This is a genomic window from Yoonia sp. (assembly GCF_042093035.1).
Taxonomy (GTDB): Bacteria; Pseudomonadota; Alphaproteobacteria; order Rhodobacterales; family Rhodobacteraceae; genus Yoonia.
Window position 1 is genome coordinate 38,750 of sequence record NZ_JBELFI010000002.1, and the last position, 26,831, is coordinate 65,580.

The 26,831-nt window shown below is 57.5% G+C and carries 28 protein-coding genes and 1 riboswitch; of the genes, 19 read left to right on the forward strand and 9 right to left on the reverse strand.

All coding sequences use genetic code 11. From position 1 onward, the window contains the following. Window positions 1-15: 15 nt before the first annotated feature. The 8 genes from puhA (at window position 16) to ACFDSS_RS00735 (ending at window position 6,084) form a co-directional block, all read left to right on the forward strand. Window positions 16-774, forward strand: coding sequence for a photosynthetic reaction center subunit H (gene puhA / locus ACFDSS_RS00700; RefSeq protein WP_375253827.1), 759 nt, complete (start codon window positions 16-18; stop codon window positions 772-774). A 75-nt stretch (window positions 775-849) separates the two neighbouring features. After that, the gene (gene puhB / locus ACFDSS_RS00705) at window positions 850-1,488 is read left to right on the forward strand and encodes a photosynthetic complex putative assembly protein PuhB (protein ID WP_375253828.1); all 639 of its coding nucleotides are present in this window, start codon (window positions 850-852) and stop codon (window positions 1,486-1,488) included. Window positions 1,489-1,493: 5 nt separating this feature from the next. Continuing rightward, window positions 1,494-1,952, forward strand: coding sequence for a photosynthetic complex assembly protein PuhC (puhC, locus tag ACFDSS_RS00710; protein ID WP_375253829.1), 459 nt, complete (start codon window positions 1,494-1,496; stop codon window positions 1,950-1,952). A gap of 49 nt (window positions 1,953-2,001) precedes the next feature. Then, window positions 2,002-2,298 (forward strand): hypothetical protein, encoded by a 297-nt coding sequence (locus ACFDSS_RS00715; RefSeq protein ID WP_375253830.1) that lies wholly within the window; start codon window positions 2,002-2,004, stop codon window positions 2,296-2,298. After that, window positions 2,295-3,413, forward strand: a complete 1,119-nt coding sequence (acsF, locus tag ACFDSS_RS00720; protein WP_375253831.1) for a magnesium-protoporphyrin IX monomethyl ester (oxidative) cyclase — start codon at window positions 2,295-2,297, stop codon at window positions 3,411-3,413. The genes ACFDSS_RS00715 and acsF overlap by 4 nt, the downstream gene beginning before the upstream one ends. Before the next feature lie 82 nt (window positions 3,414-3,495). Next, entirely contained in the window at window positions 3,496-4,263 is a 768-nt protein-coding gene (gene puhE / locus ACFDSS_RS00725) for a putative photosynthetic complex assembly protein PuhE (RefSeq protein WP_375253832.1), read from the forward strand. A 22-nt stretch (window positions 4,264-4,285) separates the two neighbouring features. Then, window positions 4,286-5,500: a 5-aminolevulinate synthase gene (gene hemA / locus ACFDSS_RS00730; RefSeq protein ID WP_375253833.1), complete on the forward strand. Its 1,215-nt coding sequence runs from the start codon at window positions 4,286-4,288 to the stop codon at window positions 5,498-5,500. Window positions 5,501-5,613: 113 nt separating this feature from the next. Then, complete coding sequence (locus tag ACFDSS_RS00735) at window positions 5,614-6,084, forward strand: c-type cytochrome (protein WP_375253834.1); 471 nt, start codon at window positions 5,614-5,616, stop codon at window positions 6,082-6,084. 57 nt (window positions 6,085-6,141) lie between these two features. Here ACFDSS_RS00735 and bchO read toward each other — a convergent pair whose 3' ends face one another. From bchO to crtA, 4 genes are read right to left on the reverse strand one after another with little or no spacing between them, the layout of a single operon-like run. Further along, entirely contained in the window at window positions 6,142-6,987 is an 846-nt protein-coding gene (gene bchO / locus ACFDSS_RS00740) for an alpha/beta fold hydrolase BchO (protein WP_375253835.1), read from the reverse strand. Next, window positions 6,987-8,666 carry a magnesium chelatase subunit D gene (locus tag ACFDSS_RS00745; protein WP_375253836.1) on the reverse strand — a complete coding sequence of 560 codons (1,680 nt, stop codon included), beginning with the start codon at window positions 8,664-8,666 and terminating at the stop codon, window positions 6,987-6,989. Before ACFDSS_RS00745 ends, bchO begins: the two co-directional genes overlap by 1 nt. Next, window positions 8,611-9,612, reverse strand: coding sequence for a magnesium chelatase ATPase subunit I (gene bchI / locus ACFDSS_RS00750; RefSeq protein ID WP_375253837.1), 1,002 nt, complete (start codon window positions 9,610-9,612; stop codon window positions 8,611-8,613). The genes ACFDSS_RS00745 and bchI overlap by 56 nt, the downstream gene beginning before the upstream one ends. After that, window positions 9,609-10,313: a spheroidene monooxygenase gene (gene crtA / locus ACFDSS_RS00755; RefSeq protein ID WP_375253838.1), complete on the reverse strand. Its 705-nt coding sequence runs from the start codon at window positions 10,311-10,313 to the stop codon at window positions 9,609-9,611. The genes bchI and crtA overlap by 4 nt, the downstream gene beginning before the upstream one ends. 115 nt (window positions 10,314-10,428) lie before the next feature. Here crtA and ACFDSS_RS00760 point away from each other — a divergent pair, with 115 nt between their 5' ends. The 6 genes from ACFDSS_RS00760 to ACFDSS_RS00785 all read left to right on the forward strand — a co-directional run bounded on the left by ACFDSS_RS00760 (window position 10,429) and on the right by ACFDSS_RS00785 (window position 17,230). After that, window positions 10,429-11,961 (forward strand): phytoene desaturase, encoded by a 1,533-nt coding sequence (locus ACFDSS_RS00760; protein ID WP_375253861.1) that lies wholly within the window; start codon window positions 10,429-10,431, stop codon window positions 11,959-11,961. Continuing rightward, window positions 11,958-12,980, forward strand: a complete 1,023-nt coding sequence (gene crtB / locus ACFDSS_RS00765; RefSeq protein ID WP_375253839.1) for a 15-cis-phytoene synthase — start codon at window positions 11,958-11,960, stop codon at window positions 12,978-12,980. Before ACFDSS_RS00760 ends, crtB begins: the two co-directional genes overlap by 4 nt. Before the next feature lie 30 nt (window positions 12,981-13,010). Continuing rightward, the gene (locus ACFDSS_RS00770; protein ID WP_375253840.1) at window positions 13,011-13,499 is read left to right on the forward strand and encodes a TspO/MBR family protein; all 489 of its coding nucleotides are present in this window, start codon (window positions 13,011-13,013) and stop codon (window positions 13,497-13,499) included. A 30-nt stretch (window positions 13,500-13,529) separates the two neighbouring features. After that, window positions 13,530-15,329, forward strand: coding sequence for an adenine deaminase (ade, locus tag ACFDSS_RS00775; protein WP_375253841.1), 1,800 nt, complete (start codon window positions 13,530-13,532; stop codon window positions 15,327-15,329). Beyond that, the gene (locus tag ACFDSS_RS00780; RefSeq protein WP_375253842.1) at window positions 15,326-16,807 is read left to right on the forward strand and encodes an AMP nucleosidase; all 1,482 of its coding nucleotides are present in this window, start codon (window positions 15,326-15,328) and stop codon (window positions 16,805-16,807) included. The genes ade and ACFDSS_RS00780 overlap by 4 nt, the downstream gene beginning before the upstream one ends. Window positions 16,808-16,939: 132 nt before the next feature. Next, on the forward strand, window positions 16,940-17,230 hold the full coding sequence (locus ACFDSS_RS00785) for an HU family DNA-binding protein (protein ID WP_296430932.1): 291 nt from the start codon (window positions 16,940-16,942) through the stop codon (window positions 17,228-17,230). A gap of 240 nt (window positions 17,231-17,470) precedes the next feature. Here the strand turns inward: ACFDSS_RS00785 and ACFDSS_RS00790 are convergent, their stop codons facing one another. Then, a complete protein-coding gene (locus ACFDSS_RS00790) occupies window positions 17,471-17,653 on the reverse strand; it encodes a hypothetical protein (protein ID WP_375253843.1) in 183 nt (60 codons plus the stop codon). A 155-nt stretch (window positions 17,654-17,808) separates the two neighbouring features. Between ACFDSS_RS00790 and ACFDSS_RS00795 the strand changes: the two genes are divergently transcribed. Beyond that, complete coding sequence (locus ACFDSS_RS00795; RefSeq protein ID WP_375253844.1) at window positions 17,809-18,999, forward strand: alpha/beta fold hydrolase; 1,191 nt, start codon at window positions 17,809-17,811, stop codon at window positions 18,997-18,999. A 103-nt stretch (window positions 19,000-19,102) separates the two neighbouring features. Here the strand turns inward: ACFDSS_RS00795 and ACFDSS_RS00800 are convergent, their stop codons facing one another. Then, the gene (locus ACFDSS_RS00800; protein ID WP_375253845.1) at window positions 19,103-19,294 is read right to left on the reverse strand and encodes a hypothetical protein; all 192 of its coding nucleotides are present in this window, start codon (window positions 19,292-19,294) and stop codon (window positions 19,103-19,105) included. A 286-nt stretch (window positions 19,295-19,580) separates the two neighbouring features. Here ACFDSS_RS00800 and ACFDSS_RS00805 point away from each other — a divergent pair, with 286 nt between their 5' ends. Further along, window positions 19,581-20,441, forward strand: coding sequence for a DMT family transporter (locus tag ACFDSS_RS00805; protein WP_375253846.1), 861 nt, complete (start codon window positions 19,581-19,583; stop codon window positions 20,439-20,441). A gap of 18 nt (window positions 20,442-20,459) precedes the next feature. Here ACFDSS_RS00805 and aroC read toward each other — a convergent pair whose 3' ends face one another. After that, on the reverse strand, window positions 20,460-21,563 hold the full coding sequence (gene aroC / locus ACFDSS_RS00810) for a chorismate synthase (protein WP_375253862.1): 1,104 nt from the start codon (window positions 21,561-21,563) through the stop codon (window positions 20,460-20,462). A gap of 120 nt (window positions 21,564-21,683) precedes the next feature. Continuing rightward, complete coding sequence (locus ACFDSS_RS00815; protein WP_375253847.1) at window positions 21,684-22,460, reverse strand: porin; 777 nt, start codon at window positions 22,458-22,460, stop codon at window positions 21,684-21,686. Between the two features lie 111 nt (window positions 22,461-22,571). Then, a riboswitch (TPP riboswitch) is annotated at window positions 22,572-22,673 on the forward strand. Between the two features lie 36 nt (window positions 22,674-22,709). On the opposite strand from ACFDSS_RS00815, the gene thiB reads away from it, so the two are divergent. From thiB to ACFDSS_RS00830, 3 genes are read left to right on the forward strand one after another with little or no spacing between them, the layout of a single operon-like run. Next, complete coding sequence (thiB, locus tag ACFDSS_RS00820) at window positions 22,710-23,699, forward strand: thiamine ABC transporter substrate binding subunit (RefSeq protein WP_375253848.1); 990 nt, start codon at window positions 22,710-22,712, stop codon at window positions 23,697-23,699. Next, complete coding sequence (locus ACFDSS_RS00825; protein WP_375253849.1) at window positions 23,675-25,204, forward strand: thiamine/thiamine pyrophosphate ABC transporter permease ThiP; 1,530 nt, start codon at window positions 23,675-23,677, stop codon at window positions 25,202-25,204. The genes thiB and ACFDSS_RS00825 overlap by 25 nt, the downstream gene beginning before the upstream one ends. Beyond that, window positions 25,191-25,883: an ATP-binding cassette domain-containing protein gene (locus ACFDSS_RS00830; protein WP_375253850.1), complete on the forward strand. Its 693-nt coding sequence runs from the start codon at window positions 25,191-25,193 to the stop codon at window positions 25,881-25,883. Before ACFDSS_RS00825 ends, ACFDSS_RS00830 begins: the two co-directional genes overlap by 14 nt. Window positions 25,884-25,959: 76 nt before the next feature. Here the strand turns inward: ACFDSS_RS00830 and ACFDSS_RS00835 are convergent, their stop codons facing one another. Beyond that, entirely contained in the window at window positions 25,960-26,817 is an 858-nt protein-coding gene (locus ACFDSS_RS00835) for a cytochrome c1 (RefSeq protein WP_375253851.1), read from the reverse strand. Window positions 26,818-26,831 lie beyond the last annotated feature (14 nt).

The following is a 26,831-nucleotide window of genomic DNA, read 5'->3' on the forward strand; positions in this document are numbered from 1 at the left end:
CGAAAGGACAACACAATGGTTGGTGTAGAATTTTTTGGAAACTTCGATCTGGCGAGCGCAGCAATATGGCTCTTCTGGATCTTCTTTGCAGGGCTGGTTTACTACCTCCAGACTGAAAACATGCGCGAAGGCTATCCTTTGCGTGACGACAATGATGGCGTACCGGCCAACGAAAGCCTGTTTCCGTTGCCAAAGGAAAAGACATTCAAGCTGCGCGATGGGCGCGGTGAGCTGACAGTGCCTTCGCGTGAATACGAGGACAGCAAGATGCGCACCGATCTGGCCCTGGCGCAATCTTCGGTGTCCACAGGGTCGCCTTGGATACCGACAGGTGATCCGATGGTTGACGGGGTCGGTCCTGCGGCTTGGGCGCCGCGCCGTGATGCGCCGGAGCTTGACGCCCACGGCCATGTCAAGATCAAGCCGATGGCGGGTCTGGCAGACTTCAAGGTTTCTGCGGGTCGCGACCCGCGTGGTCTGCCGGTTGTTGGCCGGGACGGTGAAGTGGTTGGCCGCATCACCGATATGTGGGTCGATGTGCCAGAGCAGATGGTCCGCTTCCTGACGGTTGATCTGAACCCCGAAGGTACCGGAAAAACACGCCTGATCCCGATGAACATGGCGAAGATCGGAACCGACCGCGTTGTCGTCCGGTCGCTGATGGCCAGCAATTGGGACGGCGTGCCAGCCACCAAAAGCATGGAGCAGGTGACCTTGCTCGAGGAAGACAAGATCATGGCGTATTACGCCGGCGGAACGATGTACGCGTCCTGATCTTGAACAAGATGAAACGAAACAGTGATCCCGGTTCGCCAACGGGGCCACCATGAGACGCAGAGGGAACATGCCATGAGCCATGACGATTTCAATTTTGAGCCGATCAGGGGGCTGCCAGAGCAGTTGCCAGATGATGAGTATATCCTGTGGCAGGGTGCCCCTGACCACAGACGATTGGCGCGTGAAGCGTTGAGCCTCCGTTGGGTGATGGGATATTTTGTGCTGCTGACTTTCTGGCGTGTTGGCGTCTCTTCTGCCGATGTGCCCTTCAGTATCGCCATCATGCATAGCGTGCCCTTTGTCTTATCTGGCATTTTTGCTTGCGCGGTACTTTATGGGATTGCTTATGTGCAGGCCCGTTCAACCGTTTACACGCTGACCAACAAGCGTGTTGCCATGCGGATCGGGGCGGCGCTGACCATGACGTTGAACCTGCCCTATACGTGGATCGGCACCGCGAAACTGGACCTCAAACCGTCCGGCCACGGGACTTTGGCGTTTGAGCTGATCGGCAACACGCGCGTGTCCTACCTGATGTCCTGGCCCCATGTCCGGCCCTGGCGCATTGCGCGGACCCAGCCCGCACTGCGCTGTATTCCGGATGCCGAAAACGTCGCGCGTATCTTTGCCGAAGCCGCCGAGACCCGCATTTCCGAACCACGCGTTGAACGTATTAGCCAACAAGACGGCAACGCCGTCGCAGCGGAGTAAGCATCATGTCCCAACTTGAACAACAAATGCGTCACCGCGATAAGGAAATGGTCCCGCGCTTTCTGGTGCAGGCGATGTTTGGACTGATGGTGGCCAGCCTCGCCCTGGTTGCTTATGCGCAATGGTTCAACGTGCCCAACCGCGGTGTTCTGGTTGAGGCGCCGGTCGTGCAATCGCGCGACATCGTGCTGGAGGGGAGCCGCAGCGGCGTTTTCGATGTCAAGACAACAGACGGCACGCTGATCGCGTCCTCTGCCGATGAATTGAGTGGGTTTATCGGGGTAATTGGCCTTGCGATAGAGCGTGAAAGGGCGGTTCATGACCTGAAAGAAAACGCACCGATCACAGTTCTTCGCCGCGAAAACGGCAATGTGGCAATCATTGATGAGACCACCGATTTGCGGATTGAACTGATCGGCTATGGAAAAGACAACGTCGCCGCTTTTGCCAAGCTGCTGGACTGAAACCGCGCGCAGGCTCGCCCCCTGCGCTGCAATGTGAAAGGGAACTCACATGGGACTACTATTGAGAGAGAAAGAGACCGCACCTTGCACGGTGACGATCTCGCACCGGTTTGAAGAATTGTCCGCGCATGTGCGGCTGGACAATGGTGCCGTCATTCACCCCGGCGATACGGTGCAGGTTCAAGGGCCTGAGATTATGGCCGCCTTCGGTGAGATGATCGAGGAAAAGCGCACGGCGGTCATCACCCGCGCCTCCAAGCTGGAACAACTTTGGACCCGTGCAACCGGTGATCTGGAATTCATGGAGCTTTGTGAGTTCTCCTTCAGCGAAGAGGTGATGTCATGAACATGCATTCATCCAACGCCGCCACCGCAGAAGAGGCAATTGCCGCACAAGAGGCCTTACCGCCGCTGACCAATGAAGAAGCCACACAGGTGGCGATGTCGAACACGCTGCTGACCCCGCGTTTCTATACCACTGATTTCGATGAGATGGACGCGATTGATGTCACGCCGGTGCGCGAAGATTGGGATGTGCTGATCGGTCAGATGAAAGCAGACCCCAACAAGGGCCACTTCAAAAAGAATGAAGACTGGGACGAAGTTGACTGGGACGGGATGGAGCCTGCGCTGAAGGCAGAGTTCATCGACTTTTTGATTTCCAGCTGCACGGCAGAGTTTTCCGGCTGCGTTTTGTATAAAGAAATGAAGCGTCGTGGGTCCAACAAAGACATCACGGAGCTGTTTCAACTGATGGCCCGTGATGAAGCCCGCCATGCTGGCTTCATCAATGATGCGCTGCGTGAAGCGGGTATCGCGGTGAACCTCGGCTTTTTGACGCAGGCGAAAAAGTACACCTATTTCCGCCCCAAGTTCATCTATTACGCGACCTACCTGTCCGAAAAGATCGGCTATGCGCGTTACATCACGATCTATCGCCATCTGGAGGCGAACCCCGACAAGCGGTTCCATCCGATCTTCAAGTGGTTCTGTGAATGGTGCAATGATGAGTTTTCACATGGTGAGGCATTCGCCCTGCTGCTGAAGACCGATCCGAAGTTGACCGAAACCCGGGCCAACAAGATGTGGATCAAGTTTTTCCTGACGGCGGTGTTTTCGACCATGTGGGTGCGCGATCACCAGCGTCCCGAATTCCACAAGGCGCTGGGCGTTGACCCCAAATGGTACGGCCAGGAAGTCTTTCGCAAGACATCGGAGATTACCAAGCAGGTGTTCCCGATGACGCTGGATATCGACCATCCGCGCTGGGAGCCGACATTGAACCGGATGCAGGACGCCAATGTGCAGATTGCCGAGGGCCGCAAGCAAGGTGGCCTTGGCGGTTGGGCCAAGCGCATGGTCGGATCTGCGAAGGCGGGCTTTGCTTTTGTTTCGCTGTTGACCATTCCTGTTCATAAGAATGCTGTGCCTGACAGCCCGCGTTTGGAGCCAGCCTATTGATGGGGGCGTTGATTTTCATAACGAAAATCAGTGGAGGCGCTGCCTCCACACCTCCGGGATATTTTTACTCGGAAGAAGTTGCATGAGTTCGCCCTGGATCGCATCGCTGATTGCTATTTTTGTCTGGTGGTTTTCCACCGGAGCGATTTTGGTGGCGGTCCGGCGGGCGGATCGGTTGGGTTCTCATGGCATGACAGTGTTCATGGGACTGCCGCTCTTGGTGGTCGGCATGTGGGCCGTCGGCGCATCACTGACGGATGCCAGTGTCGTCGGCGCCTACATTGGCTTTGCCGGGGCTCTGGCGATTTGGGGCTGGATCGAGCTGGCATTTCTGGCGGGCGTGATTACCGGACCACAGCGCGATGAATGCCCGCCCGGGCTCGTGCTGCGCGATCGTTTCTTTCGCGCCTTTCAGGCTGTTGCCTATCATGAGCTTGCTTTGACCTTGGGTCTTTGGGGGTTGGTTGTTGCCTCAAATGGTGCGGACAATCGCGTTGCACTTGCGACTTATCTGGTCCTGTTTGTTGCCCGCATTCTGGCGAAGCTGAACCTGTTTTTTGGTGTCCCCCGCATCAATCTGGAATTCGTGCCTGATCGCCTTTTGCATTTGAAGTCATATTTCCGGCACGGCCCCGTGACGCTCGCATTTCCTTTTGCTATCACGGTATTGACCGCGCTTCTGGCCGTCTGCGCAGAGCGGCTCTGGACTGCAGGTGCTGATGTGATGGTTGTGGGTTACGCCCTCTTGACGGCGATGGCCGCTTTGGCCCTTTTGGAACACTGGTTGATGGTTGTGCCATTGCCCGATGCGAAACTCTGGCGTTGGATGTTGCCCGCGCCAAAACGATGACGGAAAAAGAGAGATAAGTTCGATGGATTTTGACGCCCTGTTCAATGCGCAGCTGACACAGCTGAAAGACGAAGGTAACTATCGGTATTTCGCCGAGCTTGAGCGCAAGTGCGGGAAGTTCCCGAGGGCCGCGAACCATGCCGAAGAAGGCGTGCGGGATGTGACGGTCTGGTGTTCGAACGATTACCTTGGCATGGGCCAACATCCGAAAGTCATCGCGGCGATGTGTGAAGCCGTTGAGCGGACCGGAACCGGCGCTGGCGGCACCCGCAATATTTCCGGCACCAACCACGACCATCTGCTGCTTGAGCATGAGTTGGCCGATCTTCACGGCAAGGAAGCTGCGTTGTTGTTTACGTCAGGTTATGTATCGAACTGGGCCGCGCTAAGCACTTTGGGCAGCCGGTTGGAAAATTGTGTGATCCTGTCGGATGCGGGTAACCATGCCTCCATGATCGAAGGGATTCGCCACTCCCGCGCCAATAAGGTGATCTGGAAGCATAACGATGTGCATGATCTGGAAATGAAGCTCCGCGCTCTGCCCTCGGATGTGCCGAAGATTGTCGCCTTTGAAAGCGTCTATTCGATGGATGGCGACATTGCCCCGATCAAGGAAATTGTCGAAGTCGCAGAGAGATACGGCGCAATGACCTACCTTGATGAGGTTCACGCCGTTGGCATGTACGGCCCGCGCGGCGGCGGTGTCAGTGAGCGTGAAGGTCTGGCCGACCGGATTACTTTGATCGAAGGCACGTTGGGCAAGGCTTACGGCGTGGTTGGTGGCTATATCACCGGCTCCGCAGCACTTTGTGATTTCATTCGCAGCTTTGCGTCGGGCTTTATCTTTACGACCGCATTGCCGCCAGCGGTTGCCGCTGCTGCGCGGACGTCCATCGCTTACCTTAAAGAATCCCAGATTGAGCGCGCCCAGCAACGCCGCCAGGTTGCCCGCCTTCGCGCGGCACTGGATCGCGAAGGCATTCCGCATATGGAGAACGACAGCCACATCGTTCCTGTCATGATCGGTGATCCGGTGAAAACCCGGATGTTGGCTGACTACTTGATGCGCGAATGGGACATTTATGTGCAACCGATCAATTACCCGACCGTTCCCAAAGGCACAGAACGGCTGCGATTTACGCCGTCACCGCTTCACAATGATACCGATATCGATCATCTTATCAATGCGTTAAGGGTATTGTGGAAGCAATGTGCCTTGGCACATGCGGTTGCCTGACGCCCATCACGCAAACTTTTGACGTTAGGGGTGGACCACCCGTTGCGTTGCATTACAATAAAGCCTGACTGGGGCGAACGGTCATCGAAACCAGATCGAAGAGGAATACGATCATGAACAAGTTTACACTCGCAGCAGCCTTTGCTGTGCTTTCCGCACCTGCTTTTGCTGACGCACACGCCGTAACGATTGGCGACGCAGTCGCCGGTGAAGAGCAGTTTAACCGCCAGTGCGTGGCGTGCCACGTTGTTGCTGATGCATCCGGTGAAGTGCTGGCAGGCCGCAATGCGAAAACCGGCCCCAACCTTTATGGCCTTGCTGGACGCACGATGGGCTCTATCGAAGGTTTCCGCTACAGCGACGCGTTGGTTGAGATGGGGGAGGCTGACGCGGTCTGGACCGAGGAAGCATTCGTCGGATTTGTACAGGATCCAACAGGTTGGTTGCGTGAGACGCTCGAGAACCGTCGCGCGCGTGGCAAGATGGCCTATCAGGTCCGGCAGGAAGATCAGGCGTATGATATCTATGCCTTCCTCGCGACATTTGGCGCTGAGGAAGCAGAGGAAGAAGAAGGCGACAGCTAAAGCGCTGACTTGCCAGATGATTTGTGGGCCGTCGGGGGAAACCTTGGCGGCCCTTTTTCATGTCTTCAGGATGAGTTCTGCAATCAAGGCCGGGTCTTCTTCATGGGCGAGATGACCCAGCTTCGGTAGCGCCGTGAGCCGGGCTTGCGGAAGCCTGGCTGCCGCTTGCGCACTGACCTGAGGTGGGACGGCTTTATCATTTTCACCGGTAATCAGATGTACCGGGCAGTCAATGCGATCAAGCCGCGCCAGCAAGCCGTCCAGCGACCATTGCGCCATCATGCAGAGCGTTGCGTCGACATGCGCCTTGTCGGTGGCCAGCTGATAATAATGCTCTAGCTCGTCCTGTTCCAGCCGCGAGCCGGTGCCTTTCACCAAGTTGCGCACTGCTGCGCGCGTGGTAGTGGATGCAAAGATGCTGGCGCTGAACGGTGTGACGGCCAAGGCCTTTGCCATGATCGGGAAAAGCCAACCTGCGACGCCTTTGAAATTGCCCACGGCGGCGTTGATCCCGACAATCCCGCGTTTGCTTTGCAGCCCAAGTTCCCACATCCGCAAGGCGATTGCGACACCGGCGGAATGCCCCACGATCAGATCAGGGGCCCAGCCCTGATTGCGGCAAAGCGACAAGAGGTCCTCTGCCATTTGGTCAAGCCCGCAGCGCTGTCGGGCGCCAAGTTGGGTGAAGCCTTGCCCCGGCAAATCCACGGCAACAACCCGGTGCGTCGCCGCAAGAATTGGAAAAATCCCACGAAAGCTTTGTGTGGCCCCGCCTGCCCCGTGGATCAGCAAGATCAGCGGCCCGTCGCCCGCCTCTTGCACATGCCAACGATGCGGCCGATGCAGGATTTGGCGTGAATATGCGACCATTGGCCAGTTTTTGGCATCATCCGGCCAGCGCATCAGTCCCCCAACACAGTTGCGACCGATTTGGACAAACGCGCGGCATCGGCGCGCGGCAGCGGAAGATAGGCCGCATCCATCGTCTGCGCGAGGTTGCGCAGGCCCGGTTCCGGCCTGTTGCCCGTGTCGATGACGATGGTGTCGATACCGTGGGTCCGCAGGACGCGCGCGATTTGTTGCGCATCCGTCGCCGCCTGTTTGCGGTTGGCGCTGCCATCCAGCGCGATGTTTGCGCGCCCGTCGGTCAGGATCGCTATCGTTGGGGTCAAACCGCGTCGCGTGGCTTGGGTTGCCTGGTCAAAGGCTGTCATCATTCCCGCCGCAAGTGGTGTGCCGCCGCCGCCCGGCAAGCCTGCCAGCCGCCGCTTTGTTTGCACCAGCGACCGCGTTGGCGGCAAAAGCAACTCTGCCTCCGTCCCGCGAAACGCCACGAGCGCGACATGATCGCGCCGTGCGTAGGCTTGCGCCAAGAGCAATTCGACCGCGCCTTTCGCTTCGGCCAACCGGGTCAGCGCAGATGATCCTGACGCATCGACTGTAAAGATCAGCAAGCGATCGGATTTTTCCTCAAACCGTTTGATCCGAATATCGGCAGGTCTGATCTGCAGCCCATCCCGGCCAGACGCCTGCTTCCGGATTGTCTGCCAAGGGGCCGCAGCGCGCAATGTGCCGATGATGTCAATCCGCGCCCCGTCGCTGATCCGCCCGGCACGTGAGGGCAGCGGTCTGCCACGGCGATTTCCCTTGCGGGCGGCACCTGTGCCGTTGCCACGGCCGGCGCGGGCTTTTTGTGCCGTCAGCTGATCCAGCAGGTTATCGGGCAGCAGCGCACGCACGGCGTCCAAAAGCAGCTCGTCTGGCAGATTGAGCGTGTCTTCACCTTCACTCTTATCAGTCTGGTCAGGAGGTGGTGGAGGCTGCGTATCCTCCTCCATTTCTGGCGCAGGCATCCGCGTTGCCCGATGCGCCAAAGTCAACGCGCAGGCCACTTCAATGTCTTCAGATGTGACACTATTGCGCCCAAACAGAGCCGCATGTGCCCTTGCCGACCGGAGCGTAAAGAGCGGCGCGCGCATACTGTCGATCCCCAGATCATCGGCGAAGCGTGTGATCTGCTCCAATGTGTTTGGGGGCATGGCGACGTCCCCTAGCGGAACTTCCACAGCGCCGGGCACTGCCGTGCCGCTCTCCCTTATCGTGCAATCCGAAAGGTCTACATGGAACGCCAATCGCTCCGCCAATTTGGGATTGAGCGTTTCATCAACCTCTGCCCCTTCGTCCAAGGCGATCAACGCATGGCCCGCTTTTTTGTCCAAGGCAACAGCCAGTCGCGCGGCGAGGCCGGTTGTGGCCCGCTCTGCCATAGCCAAAACCAACGTCCCGGGCGCCGAAAGAACACCGCTTTCCTGTACCAATTGCCCGGACGCGAGCGTTGCTGACAGGTCCAGCCCGCCAAAAAGTGCTTTGTCCGAAATCGCCGGGTGCAGCCGCCGCGCATCGGGATCGATCATGGCCGTCAGCCTGTCGCGCGCCGGCCCGGACCGTGCGCGAATGCACATTCCGCCCAGCCCCGGATCAATCCGCAGCAGTTGCAACGCAAGCGTCGCGTGATGCCATGCTTGATTAGCCAAGGACGTCTTCCACGGTCCGCGCGACCCGTGTTCCGCTGCCTGCTTCATCCAATGGATCGCGGCGCAAGCGGTGGCGCAAGGCCATCGGTGCCACGTCGCGAACATGCGCGCGGGTCAATGCGGTGTCGTTGCGCCAGGCGGCATAGGCGCGGGCGGATTTGAGCAAAGTCAACTCTCCGCGCAGGCCGTCAGAGCCAAGTGCGAGGCAAAGCTCTGCGACGTCTGTGAGTGTCTTTTCAGGCGTTTTGAGCTTTGTTAGAGCCTTTCTTGCCCTTAAAATGCGTTCTCTGATCGCCGCATCTTCGGCCTGCCACCGCAGCATGAAAGCGGAGTTATCATTTTCAAAAGCGTCGCGGCGTCTGATGACTTCAACACGGGTTTCGATCTCTTTCGGGGAGGCCACTTCGACGGAAAGGCCAAAACGGTCCAGAAGCTGTGGGCGCAATTCCCCTTCTTCGGGGTTGCCAGAGCCGACCAACACAAAACGGGCGGGGTGGCGGATGGAAAGCCCTTCGCGCTCGACCACGTTTTCGCCGGATTGGGCAACGTCCAGCAGCAGATCAACGATATGATCCTCAAGCAGGTTCACCTCATCAATATAAAGGTAACCGCGGTTCGCCTTCGCCAGCAATCCGGGCTGAAATGCCTTTTCACCCTTTGTCAGCGCCTTTTCGATATCGAGCGCACCTGTTACCCGGTCCTCTGTCGCGCCAAGTGGCAGGTCAACGACGGGTGTAGGCATCTGATGGCTGCGTTTCGACCCTAATCCAGCCCAATCGGGCACATCTTTGGCTTTTTCAGCGTTGATGGGGCAGCCCTTGATCGCCTTGATTGGCGGCAGCAAGGCGGCCAATGCGCGGACGGCTGTTGATTTTCCGGTCCCGCGATCCCCGAAAACCAGAACACCGCCAATGCTGGGGTCAATCGCTGTCAGGATCATCGCTTGTTTCATTTCGTCCTGGCCGACGATGGCAGAAAATGGGAATGGGGTCATGTGCTGGCCTCAAGTTTGGCTAGGGGTGAGGTGCCGTTCCACGTGCCGCGATCGGAATGGACCGCGAAACGGGCGTAGAGTTCTTCGCGAAACCAGCCTTCTTCACGCACTGCGCGGATCGCTTCTGCGTGGGGGCCGGTGCGGGCGAAACCATCCATGGCTTTTGCGGATGGCCAAATGGAAAAGGTGACCTGATGCAGCATCGGCACTTCGCCGATACCGATCTTGAAGGCGACATTGGGGTCTTTGCCGATCACCTCGGATATATTCGGGACCCGTCGCCAGAACCTTGCGACGATGGATGGTTTGATCGTTGCGCGTGTCAGCGCCGCCAATGGACCGTTGGTTTCGATCGGTGATGGTTCAAACGGGGCAGTCCCAGACCATGCGCCGCGTGCGGTTTGCGTGTGCAGGAAAACCGTCCAGTTTTCGGCGGCGCGCTTTTGATATGTCGCGAAGATGCCTGACTGTGTTTGTTCCCGCGCAGTTTCGGCATCCGGCCATGTGGCAAGGATCGCATAGACGGCTGTGTTGGGTACGGGCGTGAAGCCTTCGCCAGTGCCCGAACCGCAGAGTTTCCAAAACTTGATGTCCGGTGTCCGCGACAAGGGCAGGCGCGCACCGCCCATCATCACCAACGCCCAGGCGCGGGCCAACGGCCCGGCAAAGCGGAAGAATGATAGGCTGACGGTTTGCGTCACAACGCGACCCTCTGAATAGTGTCAACCAAGACTGACACAATTTGCCTGATATGGGAAGGTATTGACGATATGAATTGTCAACTTGTGTTTACACTACTACTGTAAGCCCATGACGATGGGATTTCAGAGCGACTCGAACGCCGCAATCGTAATAGGCGCAGGGCTTGGCGGCCTTGCGGCGGCTATGCGGCTTGGGGCGAAGGGATATGCTGTGACGGTCCTTGATAAGCTCGATTTGCCGGGGGGTCGTGGGTCGTCTGTCACGCAAAATGGACACCGATTCGACCTTGGGCCGACGATTATTACCGTCCCGCAGGTCTATGAAGAATTATGGGCCGCTTGTGGTCGCGATTTCCACAAAGATATCGATCTGCGCCCGATGGACCCGTTTTATGAGGTCCGCTGGCAGGATGGGTCTACCTTCACCGCCCGTCAGGACACGGACGCGATGCTGGCAGAGGTCGCCCGCCTCAGCCCCGGTGATGTGAAGGGCTACAAGCGCTTTTTGAAGGACAGTGAGGCCCGCTATGTGGTCGGTTTCGAAGGCATGGTTGCCAAGCCGATGCACCGCCTTTGGGAAACTATCAAAGTGCTGCCGCTCTTTGCGTTGCTGCGCGCGGATCGGTCTATTCTGGGTCTGGCAAAAGCCCGCGTCAAAGACCCGCGGTTACAAATGGCCCTGTCGTTTCACCCGCTGTTTATCGGTGGTGATCCGCGCCATGTGACGTCGATGTATGCGCTTGTTGCGCACCTCGAAAAGGAATTCGGTGTACATTACGCGATGGGCGGTGTGCAGGCGATTGCGCAGGCTATGGCTTCCGTTATTCGCTCGCAAGGTGGCCAGATCCGTCAGGGCGTTGAGGTTGATGAAATCCTCATTGAAGACGGCACCGCTAAGGGCGTTCGTTTGACGAATTCAGAGACTATTCCAGCCGAACTCGTCATTAGTAACGCCGATGCCGGGCATACTTACACGCGCCTTTTGCGCAATCAACCGCGCAAGCGTTGGACGGATAAAAAGCTGAAATCCCGCCGCTGGTCGATGGGGCTTTATGTTTGGTACTTCGGGACCAAAGGCACCGCGAAGATGTGGCCGGATGTCGGTCACCACACGATAACAAATGCGCCCCGCTATGAGGGGCTGCTCAAAGACATCTTCATCAAAGGCAAGCTGGCCGATGATATGAGCCTTTATATCCACCGCCCTTCCAAAACGGACCCCAGCGTTGCGCCTGTCGGTGATGATACATTCTACGTGCTGTCGCCCGTGCCGCATCTGGGGTTTGACGATCCTGTGGATTGGGAAAAAGAGGCCGCCGCGTATAAGGCAAAGGTCATTGCAGAGGTCGAAAAGACGATCCCCGGTTTCGCTGCGCACATCACGACAGAAATGACACTGACCCCTGCCGATTTCCGTGATCGTTATCTGTCACCCAACGGCTCCGGTTTTTCGATTGAGCCGCGCATTTTGCAATCTGCATGGTTCCGCCCGCATAATGTCAGCGAAGAGGCCAAGGGTCTTTATCTTGTTGGTGCCGGCACGCATCCGGGTGCCGGTGTGCCCGGTGTGATTTCCAGCGCAGAGGTGCTGGCCAAAATGGTGCCGGACGCGCCTGCCATACCTGAAATGAAGGTCGCTGCCGAATGATCCGCCCTGATGATCTTGAGCATTGCCGTGAGGCGATCCGGCATGGGTCTTTGTCGTTTCATGCTGCTTCAAAGCTGTTGCCTGCGAAGGTGCGCGATCCGGCCTTGGCGCTCTATGCGTTTTGCCGATTGGCAGATGATGAAGTTGATGAAGGCGATTATCAGGCGGGTGCCGTTTTGCGCCTGCAAGAACGCTTGGATGCCGCCTATGCAGGCAAGCCGTTTAACGCCCCCGAAGACCGCGCCTTTGCAGCGATTATCGAAGATTTCGACATGCCCCGCGCCTTGCCGGAAGCGCTGCTTGAAGGTCTCGCTTGGGATGCGGCAGAGTATCGCTATGACACTTTGAGCGGTGTGAGAGACTATTCCGCCCGCGTTGCAAGTTCAGTTGGGGCAATGATGTGTGTGCTGATGCGCGTGCGTGACCCGGATGCATTGGCGCGTGCCTGTGATCTTGGTGTCGCGATGCAGCTGACGAATATCGCGCGCGATGTGGGTGAAGATGCGCGGATGGGCCGGATCTATTTACCGCTCGATTGGTTGGCCGAAGCTGGGATTGATCCGGTGAACTTTGTGCGCGAACCGCTGCCAACAAACGATGTTCGCAAGATGGTCAAACGTCTATTGGCAGAGGCTGATCGCCTTTATCGCCGATCAGAGGCCGGGATTGATGTGTTACCCTTGCAGGCGCGCACCGGCATTTGGGCGGCGCGTTTGATATATGCGGGTATTGGCAGGCAGTTGCGCAGGCAAGGTTGTGACAGCATTTCGATGCGGGCGCGCACCTCCGGCAGGCAAAAGCTGGGGTGGGTGATGCAGGCAGGCGCACGCACGGCGGCGTCGCTGGTGATGCCCAAATCAGCGGTGATCTATGCCAAACCGTTGCCAGAAGTCGCATTCCTTGTGGACGCAGCGAGCCGCCAGCGCCCGAAGCAAGGGCGATCATCCTCGGTTCTGGAGATCCTTGCCGAACTAAAAGCGCGTGAAGCAAGCATTGGACGTGGACGCCCGATAGCGTAAGGGTCGGGGAAACTTTGAAAGGGTACTCTGATGGATATCTGGCTGTTTCTACTGTTTCTCGCCGCCACTTTTGCCGCTGGTGCGACCGGCGGGCTGTTTCCGACAGGGGAATGGTACAAGAGCCTCAACAAGCCGTCATGGACACCACCCAATTGGCTGTTTCCGGTGGCTTGGACGTCAATCTACCTGTTGATCGCTTTTGCAGGCGCGCGCGTCGCTGTCTTGGATGGGAACGCTTATGCGATGGCATTCTGGGGGCTTCAGATCGCTTTCAACACACTCTGGACGCCGGTCTTTTTTGGCTTGCGCAATATGAAAGCCTCCTTGCCGATCATGGCCGGGCTTTGGCTGGCGGTTTTGGGGGCGACGATCACGCATTTTCAGGTTGATACTTTGGCGGGCCTCGCTTTTGTGCCCTACCTTGTTTGGGTCACTGTAGCCGCCGCATTGAACCTCGCGATGCTGCGCTTGAACCCCGATCAGAAGGCTTTGCAGCTCCGCGATCTCGATCCCTCTTGAACGTCCCCGAAATCGGTGAAACCATTGGGGATGGAACATCACATCAAAACATGGGCGGAGGTTGCCCCCCGTTTGGTCGCTGTGGCTGCGGGGCGCGACAAGGCTGATCTGGTCATTCGTGGCGGCAAGCTGGTGAATGTCCAAACCCGCGAAATTCTGGATGGTTGGCAAGTCGCTGTCGCTGACGGGCGGTTTGCCTATGTCGGGCCTGATGCCTCTCACTGTGTCGGTGACGCAACCCGCGTGATTGACGCCGCCGGTCGATACCTGATCCCCGGTCTTTGCGACGGGCATATGCATATTGAAAGCGGCATGCTGACCCCGGCGGAATTTGCCGCCGCGGTTATTCCGCATGGCACGACAACCATGTTCACCGACCCGCATGAGATCGCGAATGTGCTTGGGCTGCGTGGTGTGCGGATGATGCATGACGAAGCCCTGATGCAGCCAGTCAACATTTACACCCAAATGCCGTCCTGCGCGCCGTCTGCGCCGGGGCTGGAGACGACAGGATTTGAAATTACCGCTGAAGACGTGGCAGAGGCGATGGGTTGGCCCGGCATCATCGGTTTGGGCGAAATGATGAATTTCCCCGGTGTCATTCACGGTGACCCGCAAATGCTGGCGGAAATGGCCGCGACGATGAATGCAGGCAAGACCGTGGGCGGGCATTATGCGTCACCCGACAAGGGTATCGCATTTTCAGCCTATGTCGCAGGCGGTGCCGCAGACGATCACGAAGGCACGGCAGAGGCAGATGCACTGGCCCGCGTGCGCAACGGGATGCGGTCGATGATGCGCCTTGGGTCGGCTTGGTATGATGTGGAAAGCCAGATTACGGCCGTAACCGAAAAGGGCCTTGATCCGCGCAACTTCATCCTTTGCACCGATGACAGTCACTCTGGTACCTTGGTGAATGACGGCCATATGAACCGCGTCGTGCGCCATGCGATTGACTGCGGATGCGACCCTTTGATTGCGCTGCAAATGGCGACGATCAATACGGCCACACATTTTGGACTGGAGCGTGAGATCGGGTCGATTGCGCCGGGGCGGCGGGCGGATGTGATTTTGACTTCTGACCTAAGAACGCTGCCAATCGAAGAGGTTATCGCGCGCGGCCAGACCGTTGCGAAGGACGGCAAGATCACAGTGGAATGCCCGCACTACGATTGGCCAGCGGATGCGCGCGATACGGTGCATATGGGGCAGGCGCTGTCGGACACCGACTTTGCCATCCCCGCACCAGAAGGCAAAAACAGCGTCCGTGCAAAGGTGATCGGTGTGGTCGAAAATCAAGCTCCGACCGAAGCCCTGACCGCCGAATTGCCGGTGGTTGATGGCTTGGTTGAAGGGCAGGATGATGTGTATCAAATCGCGCTTGTGGAACGTCACAAGGGCACCGGCAAGGTCGTGAACGGGTTTGTTTCTGGCTTCGGGTATCAGGGGCGGATGGCGATGGCCTCTACCGTGGCGCATGACAGTCACCATATGATTGTGGTTGGCACGGATCGCGCGATGATGGCGGCTGCCGCAAACCGGCTGGGTGAGGTTGGCGGTGGCGTCACCGTTTGGAAGGACGATGCCGAACTGGCGCTTGTTGAACTGCCCATTGCCGGATTGATGTCTGATAACCCTGCGGCAGATGTTGCGGCCAGGGCCGATGGCATGGTCGCTGCGATGGCCGCCTGCGGCTGCACCCTGAACAATGCCTATATGCAGCATTCGCTGCTGGCCCTTGTTGTCATTCCATCGTTACGGATCTCTGATCTGGGGCTGGTTGATGTCGATAAGTTTGAAATTACCGAATTATTTGAGGAAAACGCATGAACGTTGCGCAAGAAGCGACAGTCCGGACGCCTGATGTCCCAAAACACGAAGCCTTCACCGACCCCGCACTTGCCGTTGCGCGTTTGCAAGACCTGTATCACAGCGCCGTTACGTTTTTATCCGAAGGCTTTGGAAAGGCCCTGTTGGATGGGCAGCCCGAAACACGGCTACGGGCCTTTTATCCGGAAATCCGCCTGACCACCACGACCTATGCCAAGACGGACACGCGGCTATCCTTTGGCCATGTCGCTGAACCGGGTGACTACGCGACGACGATCACGCGGCCCGATCTTTTTGCCTCATATCTTGAGCAGCAGATTGGTTTGTTGATCGAAAGCCACGGTGTTGCTGTCGTGATCGGGCCTTCTGCCACCGCGATGCCGGTGCATTTTGCAGCCGCGAACGACCCGACCCTGACGGTGCCGCAGGACGGCTCAATGGAGTTTAATCTGCGTGATAATTTTGATGTGCCGGATCTGAGTACGACGCATGATAATATCGTCAACGGCAAGGCTTTCACCTATGCCGATGGCGCCCGCCCCTTGGCACCGTTTACCGCCCAGCGCATCGATTATTCGCTGGCACGTCTGGCGCATTATACGGCGACCGCAGCCGATCATTTTCAGAACCACGTGCTGTTCACGAACTACCAATTCTATGTCGAAGAATTCGAGGCCTACGCCCGCCATATGCTGGCCGATCCTGACAGCGGCTACACCAGTTTTGTCAGCACCGGCAACGTCGAAATTACACGGGCCGTCGCCCCGATAGCGACCCCTGCGAAATTGCCGCAGATGCCGACTTATCACCTTAAACGCGCAAATGGCAGCGGGATTACTTTGGTGAATATCGGGGTTGGCCCGTCCAACGCCAAAACCGCGACGGATCATATCGCGGTGCTGCGCCCGCACGCTTGGCTGATGGTTGGGCACTGTGCTGGCCTGCGCAACTCGCAGCGATTGGGTGATTTCGTGCTGGCGCATGCGTATCTGCGTGAAGATCACGTGCTGGACGATGATTTGCCCGTCTGGGTGCCGATCCCGGCTTTGGCTGAAATCCAGATTGCACTGGAAACCGCCGTTGCAGATGTGACGGAACTTGAAGGCTACGAGCTGAAGCGGATTATGCGGACAGGTACGGTTGCGACGATTGACAACCGCAACTGGGAATTGCGTGAGCAAGCCGGACCGGTGCAGCGATTGTCTCAGTCACGCGCGATTGCATTGGACATGGAAAGTGCCACGATCGCGGCCAACGGCTTCCGGTTTCGGGTGCCCTATGGCACGCTTTTGTGCGTCAGCGACAAGCCGCTTCATGGCGAACTCAAGCTGCCCGGTATGGCCTCAGATTTCTATAAAACGCAGGTTGCGGCGCATTTGATGATCGGAATTCGGGCGATGGAACGCCTGCGTGAAATGCCGCTGGAGCGCATTCACAGTCGAAAATTGCGGAGTTTCGAGGAAACAGCCTTCCTTTGAGGCAACAAAATGGCCGAAAATCACCTATTTTCTTCATAAAAGCTACACTAATCGTTGTGGTAACACACAAGATGCCGTTAAATGTGCGGGTAACAGGCCCTACTGCTGGGGCAATTGAGGGAGACCAGTCAAATGGCAACAAAACCACTAACAAAAGCGCAGCTTGTAACTGCATTGGCCGAAGAAACAGGCATGGACAAGAAAGCCGCGGGCGCAGCATTGGATGCGGTCACAGGCATCATCACCAAAGAGGTTTCCGGCGGCGGCGCTGTGACGCTTCCCGGTGTTGGCAAAATCTACTGCCGCGAGCGCCCGGAGCGTATGGTCCGCAACCCTGCCACGGGTGAGCAGATCAAGAAGGACGCCGACAAGGTTGTCAAAATGACAATCGCCAAAGCGCTGAAAGACAGCGTAAACGGCTAAGGCGTCATTCGACGAGATTTGAAAGGGTCGTCCCAAGGGGCGGCCCTTTTGCGTTTTGGGGGTCTTGCTTTGCTGCGGATGGCGGGTTTGAGCCCAACTTACCATGATGCTGCAACGCCGCGAAGGTCGGGTATCATTCTCTTGACGATGAGTTTCAGTCAAATTCTCCGGGGCTATGGTCGATTTGAAAATGGAGCACTGGTCAGATTCTTAGATCAACGTCCTTTGAGAAAGGTCAATTCAGGTTTCCAATGCCCTGATGAACCAAGACTGCAATGAGAATTTCCTGCGCTTTGGCGCTGCCATCTTGGCCAATGTGCGGGCCTGATCCGCACGTTCTTGACGTCCGATTTTCATGTAGTGCGCAGTATCGATTGACCCATCTGGGCGGCGCTTGATCTCTGGTGTTTCATACGGTTGCACGGTGAGAACTCCTCTTTGTTTCTACAACCAATGGACCAGAATGACCGCGCTATAACTTGAAGACGCTCTTTAGAATTCCTTCTCATTTCAGTATTTCTACCCTGCTTGGGCCTAAAGTCCTTGAGTATAGCCGCCCAATAGCCGTTCAATGTGCCATGGCATATAGATTTGCAAACTGCTTGATCGACCCTGACAAGCACCTGTTTCTGCGTGATGAGTTGTCAATTCACCTCGAACCGCAGGTGTTTGACTTGATATTGGCCCTAGTCGAAAAGAGGGGCCGTTTAGCGACCAAAGACGACCTTGTCGAAATCGTTTGGCACGGGTTGAGCGTGTCTGATACGACGATCAGCGCACGGATCAACGCCGCTCGAAAAGCAGTTGGCGACACTGGTCGGGCGCAGGCAATTATCAAGACAGTTCATGGCAGGGGTTTTCAACTGAATGTTGAAGTGACGAAAACCGAAGCGGCCGTGAAAATACCAGACTCTTTGCGTTCTGATACGCAAAACATCCAATTCACCCGATCCTCCCACGGCGCAAGGATCGCGTTCTCTAAGAGTGGTGACGGCCCGCCACTGGTTAGGGTCGCCCATTGGCTTTCGCACTTGGAACTCGATTGGCACAGTCCCGTATGGCGGCCATTGATCGAAACCCTCGATAGCAGAAACACGCTTTACCGCTACGACCAGAGGGGCACTGGTCTGTCTTCTCGCGAGCTTGATGGCGCGGATCTGGACGCTTTTGCCGATGATCTAGGGGCCGTTGCCGACGCGAACAATTTGGATCGTTTCCCCATTTTTGCGGCGTCGCAGGCTGTCCCAGTGGCTATCCGTTTCGCTCAAAGATACCCCGAACGGGTTACCGGCTTGGTGTTGTATGGCGGGTATGCAAAGGGACGTGCAGTGCGCGACGCGGCGCAGGGCGACATCGATGAAGAAACCATTTTGGGCCTAATCCGGGCGGGCTGGGGCAAGGCGGACAGTCCGTTTGTTAATGCGTTCTCAACACTGTTCATGCCGGATGCTACACCTGCGCAGTTGGCTGGCTTTGTGAAGATGCAAACCGAAACAGTATCGCCGGAAAATGCTGCTCTGCTCAGAAAAATAATCGACCGGTTTGATGTCTCAGAGTCATTGAAATCAGTGAGGACACCCACACTGGTCATTCATGCGATCTCTGACGCGGTGCAGCCCGTCGAACAGGGGCGCATCCTCGCAAGTGAAATCCCAGGCGCAAGATACGTTTCGCTGGAAAGCAGGAATCATGTTCCTCTTCCTCAAGAGGAGACCTGGGCCCAGATGATGCATGAAGTTGGGTTGTTCTTGGACGGATTGCTGTCCTAATCAAGTCAGCCCCAAGTCCTCAGGATACTATCGGACAACTGCAAGCTGACCTTCGAACCTGTGCGGCTAACGGCAGCAAAGTCCGCACACCCGCCATCCCGCATCAATGCCCATTCACCGCTGACCAAACCCCGAATGCTCCGACCGCGATCAAGCTGATCGCCCAGACCAGATCAAGGTTGAACCATGTGTAAGACAAGAACTTCAGCCCCAGCCACAGATAGATAATCAGCGCGAGCCTTTTGGTCGTCGCGATGCGGATTTCGCTTCCCCATTCCACCAGAAGCAACATCATCAAAAAAAGACAGAAGGATCGCCAGCATTGGTATCCTCCAAAATGGTGTGACACTAACCCAAAAATCCCAAGGTCAGCTTGGTCGCGATAAAATGGCATGGCGAACCGATTGACTGGCCGGGCTCCTCCCCGACGCCGCAATTCACTGCGGTTCTCTGCCCGCGACTTCGGAAAGTCTGTCCGCGAAACCTGTTCAAGGCAAATTCATTCAAATCTGCGGCGCAGCATTCAAATGTTGCATCTGCGAAAGGCTCTTGGCTAAGTACAAAGGCACAAAGGGGAATTTATGGACATCAAGGCAATCACCATGGGGCTGGCATTTGCGCTGATGTGGTCCTCTGCTTTTACCTCTGCGCGCGTCATCGTTGAATATGCCCCGCCCTTAAGCGCGCTCGCGTTGCGATTCTTGATCTCCGGATTGCTCGGCGTTGGCATCGCATGGGCGCTGGGCCAATCCGCACGGCTAAGTCGCAGGCAATGGCTCGGCGTGGTGATTTTCGGTGTCAGTCAGAACGCGCTTTATCTGGGCTTGAACTTTGTTGCGATGCAAACGGTGCCTGCGTCTTTGGCTGCGATCATTGCCTCCACCATGCCGTTGCTGGTCGCCCTGGCAGGATGGCTTGTTTTCGGAACGAAATTACGGCCGCTGGGATTTGCCGGATTGGTGGCGGGCGTTATCGGGGTCGTGTTGATTATGGGTGCGCGGTTGCAAGGCGGTGTCGATCCTTTTGGCGTACTGCTTTGCGTGATTGGCGTGGTTTCGCTGACGGTGGCCACTTTGATGGTCGTGGGCGTTTCCTCTGGCGGGAATGTATTGATGATCGTCGGGTTGCAAATGCTGGTGGGGAGTGCGGTGCTTTGGGTGCCCGCCTTGACCTTTGAGGTTTGGGAGGTCACCTGGAACTGGCAACTTGCCGTGGCCTTTGTCTACACGACTTTGGTGCCGGGGCTGGCGGCGACTTTGGTGTGGTTCCTGCTGGTGGGCCGGATCGGTGCTGTGAAGGCCTCGACCTTTCACTTTCTCAACCCGTTCTTAGGCGTCGCTATCGCGGCAGCCTTTCTGGGAGAGCGGATCGGCGCTTTGGACGTCGTTGGTGTTGTAATTATTGCGGCTGGCATTTTGGCGGTTCAGCTGTCCAAGCAGTAGGATGAAGTTGCATCCAACCTATCCGATTTGACCACGCACGCCGCCGGTTTGGCCGCGGTCCAGCAACAGATGGTCGAGGATCACACAGGCCATCATCGCCTCGCCCACGGGGACCGCGCGGATGCCGACACATGGGTCATGGCGGCCTTTCGTAATCACTTCGGTGGGTGTCCCATCCATGCGGATTGACTTGCGCGGGCTAAGGATTGATGAAGTCGGCTTCACCGCAAAACGCACGACAATATCCTGCCCTGTGCTGATGCCTCCAAGGATGCCGCCCGCGTGATTGGAAGAGTACTCAGGTCCGTTCGGCCCCATGAAGATCTCATCTGCGTTATCGCGGCCCGTTAAGGCGGCGGCGGCCATGCCTTCGCCGATCTCGACGCCTTTGACGGCGTTGATCGACATCATCGCGGCGGCCAGATCAGTGTCTAACTTGGCATAAACCGGCGCTCCGATGCCTGCTGGCACGCCGCGTGCGACAACTTCGATGATCGCGCCGACGGAGTTGTGGTCATCCTTGCGCAGCCACGCCAGATAATCGTTCCATTCGGCAGCGGCATCTGCATCCGGGCAGAAGAAATCGTTCTGGTCGATCTGGTCCCAATCAACCTTTTCGCGATCAATCTGCTTGGTGCCCATCTGGGTCATGTAGCCCTTGATCTGCACGTTGGGCGCGATCGCGGCAATCGCCTCACGGGCAACGCCGCCCGCAGCGACCCGCGATGCGGTTTCACGCGCAGAGGACCGCCCACCGCCGCGCGGATCGCGCAGCCCGTATTTCTGGTGGTAGGTGATATCCGCATGTCCGGGCCGGAACGTGTTGATGATATCGCCGTAGTCCCTGGATCGCTGATCGGTGTTTTCGATCATCAATTGGATGGGCGTACCGGTCGTTTCGCCCTCATAGACACCCGACAGGATATTCACCGCATCCGGTTCATTGCGCTGCGTAGTGTTCTTGTTCAGCCCCGGCCGGCGCTTGTCCATCCACCTTTGGATCATCGCCGGTTCCAGCGGCACACCGGGGGGACAGCCGTCAACTGTCGCACCCAAAGCGGGACCGTGGCTTTCACCCCATGTGGTGAAGCGGAACAAATGGCCAAAGCTGTTGATCGACATGCGCGTGCCTCCGGTTTGCTGCATGGGTCTAGCGTGCAATGTGCCAAACGAAAAGCACCCTTCAAACAAAAAGGCCCGCACACGGGTGTGGCGGGCCGACTTGCAATGCTGTTCGGGCGACTAGTCGTAATAGAATGACCAGCTGCGGAATGCGCCAAACACTGATTTCGATCCGCCGCCAATGTCATAGGATGCAGCGATCGTGAACTGGTTCCATTCGCTGTCAGAAAATGACGTACCGTCAAAATACAGCCGCGATGCCGCCGCGGTAACGCGAATAGGTGCACCTGTCAGACCGCCCAGATCATATGATGCACCGATTGATGTCGCAGCGTCAAAGTTGTCTGTATCGCGTACATCACGCTGGTGCGCGATATAGACGGATGCATCGTCCGTCAGACTATAAGACGCGGCGATGCCATATGGATTGTGGTTAAAATCGCCATCTTCATCATAGTTACCCGCATAGGCTTCGACGCCGAAAGGACCAGATTCATACGTAGCGGTCACACCATAGTTCGCCTGCGGTTCATCAACTGAATCCCTGGAACGCGAAATCGCTGTGTAGTACAGGCCGACTGTGCCCATCCCGAATGAGTAGGTTGGATTGACATCAAGGATGTAACGTTCGGAAAATAAGCTGTCCTGATACATCTCCGATTGGTAACCAAGCGTAAATGTCGCACCAAAACTGTTGCCAAACGAATAGGATGACCGGGCCGACAGCATTGTCGTATAGTTCTCACTATATGGATCATCCTGACCGTCGTTGTGCAGGTTAAAAGCCAAGGTCACCGTGCTGCCATCATGAACAATGCCGGGAATGCTTTGCGCTGCGACTTGTGAAGCGGCGGGCACGAACGCCGCTGAGATCAATAAAAACGCTGAAAATTTCATAACTACCTTCCTCAATCTGAATCTGGCCAGCGGTAGCACGGCCTTTTTGCTTTTGAAAAACATAATTATGTCGCCGAAAACCTTTTCTTCCGGCCCTGTTGCGCGTAAACCCAAGGGACCTCGGGGGGCCAACTTTGGCTGAGATGCAATTCTTGCGGACCCGTAGAACCTGAACCGGTTAAGACCGGCGGAGGGAAGGTTTAGCATGGTGCTATCCCCCAATTCCGCCCGTCGCATTTGGAGGATACGATGAAACGAACCACCTATCTGCCAGTTGTCGCGGGACTTGCCCTTGGTGCCACAGGCGCCGTGGCCGAGACCCAAGTGCTGCAAGTGATGACATACGACAGCTTCGTCACCGAATGGGGCCCCGGCCCCGCGATAGAAGCTGCATTTGAAGCGGAGTGCGCCTGTGATCTGCAATTTGTCGGCGCGGGCGACGGCGCGGCATTGCTGGCCCGTCTGCAACTGGAAGGGCCGCGCACCGATGCTGATATCGTGCTGGGTCTGGATACAAACCTGACGGCCGCTGCGCGTGAAACAGGTCTGTTCGCGCCGCATGGCGTGAGCGCCGATCTCGATCTGCCGGTTGCATGGGCTGATGCAGAGTTTCTGCCGTTTGACTGGGGTTACTTTGCCTTTGTCGCGAATGCAGATGCGGCGCCTGTCACATCATTGCAGGCATTGGCCGACAGCGATGTGAAGATCGTCATCCAAGACCCACGTTCCTCCACGCCCGGCCTTGGCCTGCTGATGTGGGTGAAGGCGGCATATGGCGATGAAGCGCCCGCACTTTGGGAAGCCTTGGCCGATAACATCATCACCGTCACCCCCGGCTGGTCGGAGGCATACGGCATGTTCCTTGATGGCGAAGCGGATGCGGTGTTGTCCTACACAACATCCCCCGCCTACCACCTGATTGCCGAAGAAGACGCGAGCAAGGTCGCCTGGGCCTTCGGCGAAGGCCACTACATGCAGGTTGAGGTCGCCGGCAAAGTTGCTGGCACGGATCATCCCGAATTGGCCGATCAGTTCATGGCGTTCATGGTGTCCGATGGCTTCCAAAGCGTGATCCCGACGACCAACTGGATGTATCCCGCGGTGACACCTGCAGGCGGTCTGCCTGACGCTTTTGAAACACTGGTCACGCCGGAAACATCGCTCTTGCTGTCGCCCGAAGATGCGGCAGCGCTGCGTGATGGCGCGTTGGACGAATGGCGCACAGCGCTGTCCCAATAACACCACGATGGCCCGGCGTCGCAGCCGCGGCGCTGGTGCTGTTGTTGACCCTTGGTACGCTGGGCGCTGTTGCCTGGCGTGCTGAATGGGCTGGCGGATTGGCCCCCGCCGATTGGGCGGCGATACGTTTCACAATCAACCAGGCACTCATTTCCGCGCTGATAAGCGTGATGCTGGCCGTTCCTGTCGCGCGCGCGCTTGCGCGTCGGCGTTTTCGCGGGCGGCAGCTGCTGATTACGCTGCTGGGTGCGCCTTTCCTGCTGCCGGTGATTGTTGCTGTTCTTGGGCTGTTGGCGGTTTTTGGACGCGGTGGTCTGCTCAATCAGGCGCTGACCGGTCTCGGGTTCGAACCGATCTCAATCTTCGGGATGCAGGGCGTTATTCTGGCGCATGTATTCTTTAATCTCCCGCTGGCGATCCGGTTCATCCTGCAAGGCTGGCTGGCGATCCCGGCAGAGCGGTTTCGCCTTGCCGCCGCGTTGAATGCGCCTGTGGGACGGTTGCTCGAATGGCCGATGCTGCGCGCGGTGGTGCCGAGCACGTTTCTTGTCATTTTCCTGATCTGCCTGACCAGTTTTGCGGTCGCCCTGACCATGGGCGGCGGCCCAGGCGCGACGACGGTTGAGCTTGCGATCTATCAGGCCGTGCGCTTTGACTTTGATCTGGGCAAAGCGGCGCTTTTGGCTTTTATTCAGTTTGTCCTTTGTGTTGGTGCGGCCCTGCTTGCGCTTCGGGTCACTCCGGAGGATCGCACAGGCGCCGGTATGGACCGCGTCGTGCAACGCTGGGACGCGGCGCGCGCGGGGGTCGATTATGCTTGGATCATCGCGGCGGCGCTGTTTCTGCTTGTGCCGTTGGGCATGGTTGTTTTGCGCGGTTTGCCGGGCTTTCTCGATTTGCCTGCCTCTATCTGGTCTGCCGCGTTGCGGTCGATCACGGTGGCGATTGGGTCGGCGGCATTGTGTATCAGCATGGCGCTGGCACTGGCGCTGAGAGGAGGCGCGACTGTCGCGATCATTGGTGTGATGCCATTGGCCGCCTCCGGGCTTGTTGTGGGTACGGGCGCGTTTCTGATTGTCTTTCCCTATGTCAGACCTGCTGACGTGGCCTTGATCGTGACCATGCTGGTGAATGCGACATTGGCGCTGCCGTTTGCACTGCGCTCTGTCGCGCCTGCGGCGGCGGCGGTTAAGGCCGATTATGGGCGTTTGGGGGCCTCGTTGGGGATGTCTGGCTGGGGTTGGCTCCGGCTTGTCGCGATCCCCCGAATGCGCAGGCCGCTGGGGTTTGCCACTGGACTGGCCGCTGCTTTGTCGATGGGTGATCTTGGCGTGATCGCACTTTTTGCTGGTCAGGCAGAGGAGACCTTGCCGCTGGCGATGTATCGTTTGATGGGGGCTTACCGGATGGAAACCGCCGCGAGCGCGGCGCTTTTGCTGTTGGGCCTAAGTCTGTTGCTATTCTGGATTTGCGACCGGGGAGGGCGCGCTGATGTTGATACTTGAAGGGCTAAGGCTTGCGCAGGACGAATTCGCGCTGGAGGCAGACATTGTGTTTCCAGATCAGGCGATCACAGCGTTGATCGGGCCATCGGGGGCTGGCAAGTCAACGCTGCTTTCCGCGATCGCCGGATTTCTGGCACCTGCGCAGGGTCGGATCATGTGGGACGGCAATGACCTGTCGGGTATCCCACCCGGTAGGCGCCCTTTCAGTATGCTTTTTCAAGATAATAACCTGTTCCCACATCTGACCGTCTTGCAGAATGTCGGGCTTGGTCTGCGGCCGGATTTGCGGCTGACGGTTGATGAAAAGAAGCAAGGTCAGGACGCATTGGCCCAGGTCGGGCTGGCCGGACTGGATGGGCGCAAGCCGGGGGCGCTGTCAGGAGGGCAACAAAGCCGCGTTGCTTTGGCGCGTGTCCTGGTCGCAGACCGTCCCTTGGTGATGCTCGATGAACCCTTCGCAGCCCTTGGGCCTGCGCTGAAGGATGAGATGCTCGATTTGGTGAAAGCGCAACTGCTGGCTGCGGACAAGACCGTGCTGATGGTCACACATGACCCAAGCGATGCGCGCCGCGTGGCGGATCATGCGGTTCTGGTTGCGGATGGTGTGGTTTGCGATCCTGTGCCGACGGATGTGCTGCTTGATAATCCGCCGCCTGCTCTGGCTGATTATCTGGGGTAGCATGGACCCGCAGCCACCCTACGAAAAAGGCCCGCTATTTCCAACGGGCCTTTGTTCTTTCAGCGGGTTTCCCAGATTATTCTTTGTTCTTATGCGGTGCCCACAGCCGCTTGTTTGTCAGGTACAGCAACACGGACAGGACGGTCAGGAACAGCACACCAGTCAGACCAGCCTGTTTGCGTGCAACCAGCTTCGGCTCAGCCGTCCACATCAGGAACGCAGCGACATCCTGTGAGACCGACTCGACATCTGTGGGGGATCCGTCAATATAGTCGATATCATCACCCCAAAGCGGTTGCGCCATCCCGATCCACGAACCGGGAACCATGCGTTTGCCTTTTTTGTCGATGCAGCTATCGGGATAGCCGCCCGACGGGAACAGTGTGTTGTAGAAGCCATCCACCGGCTCGCCTTCCAGCGCGCAATCCGGTTCCTCTTGATAGCCGGCCAGAAGCGTCGCGATGTACTCCGGGCCGCCCATGCCGTTTACCAACTGGCTCAATCCGGTGCCATATGGCCCGCTGAAACCTGCGCGGGCCTTTGCCATCAAGCTCAGATCAGGCGCGCTGGACAGGCTGGACTCCGGAAATTTGTCAGCAGGTGTTGCCGGGCGGAAGTCACCCTCGCCATCGAACAGGGTCGGGTCGAAGATTTCATAGAGTTCGGCATAGGCGCGCATTTGGTCAGTTGCCAGACCCGGTCCGTTGTCATCGGACAAGTTGCGGAATGATACATATTGCAGACCGTGGCAGGCGGCACAGACCTGTGTATAGACTTGCAAGCCACGCTGGAGCTGCTTTTGGTCATAGCTGCCGAATGGCCCCTCAAACGAGAAGTCGTAGTCTGTGACATCAAGCTCGAGTGGTGCCGCCGTTGCCTGCCCTGCGGTGAGGGCAAGCGCGAAGGCTGCGGTGAGTGATAAATTACGGAACATCAGTTTTGTCCTTT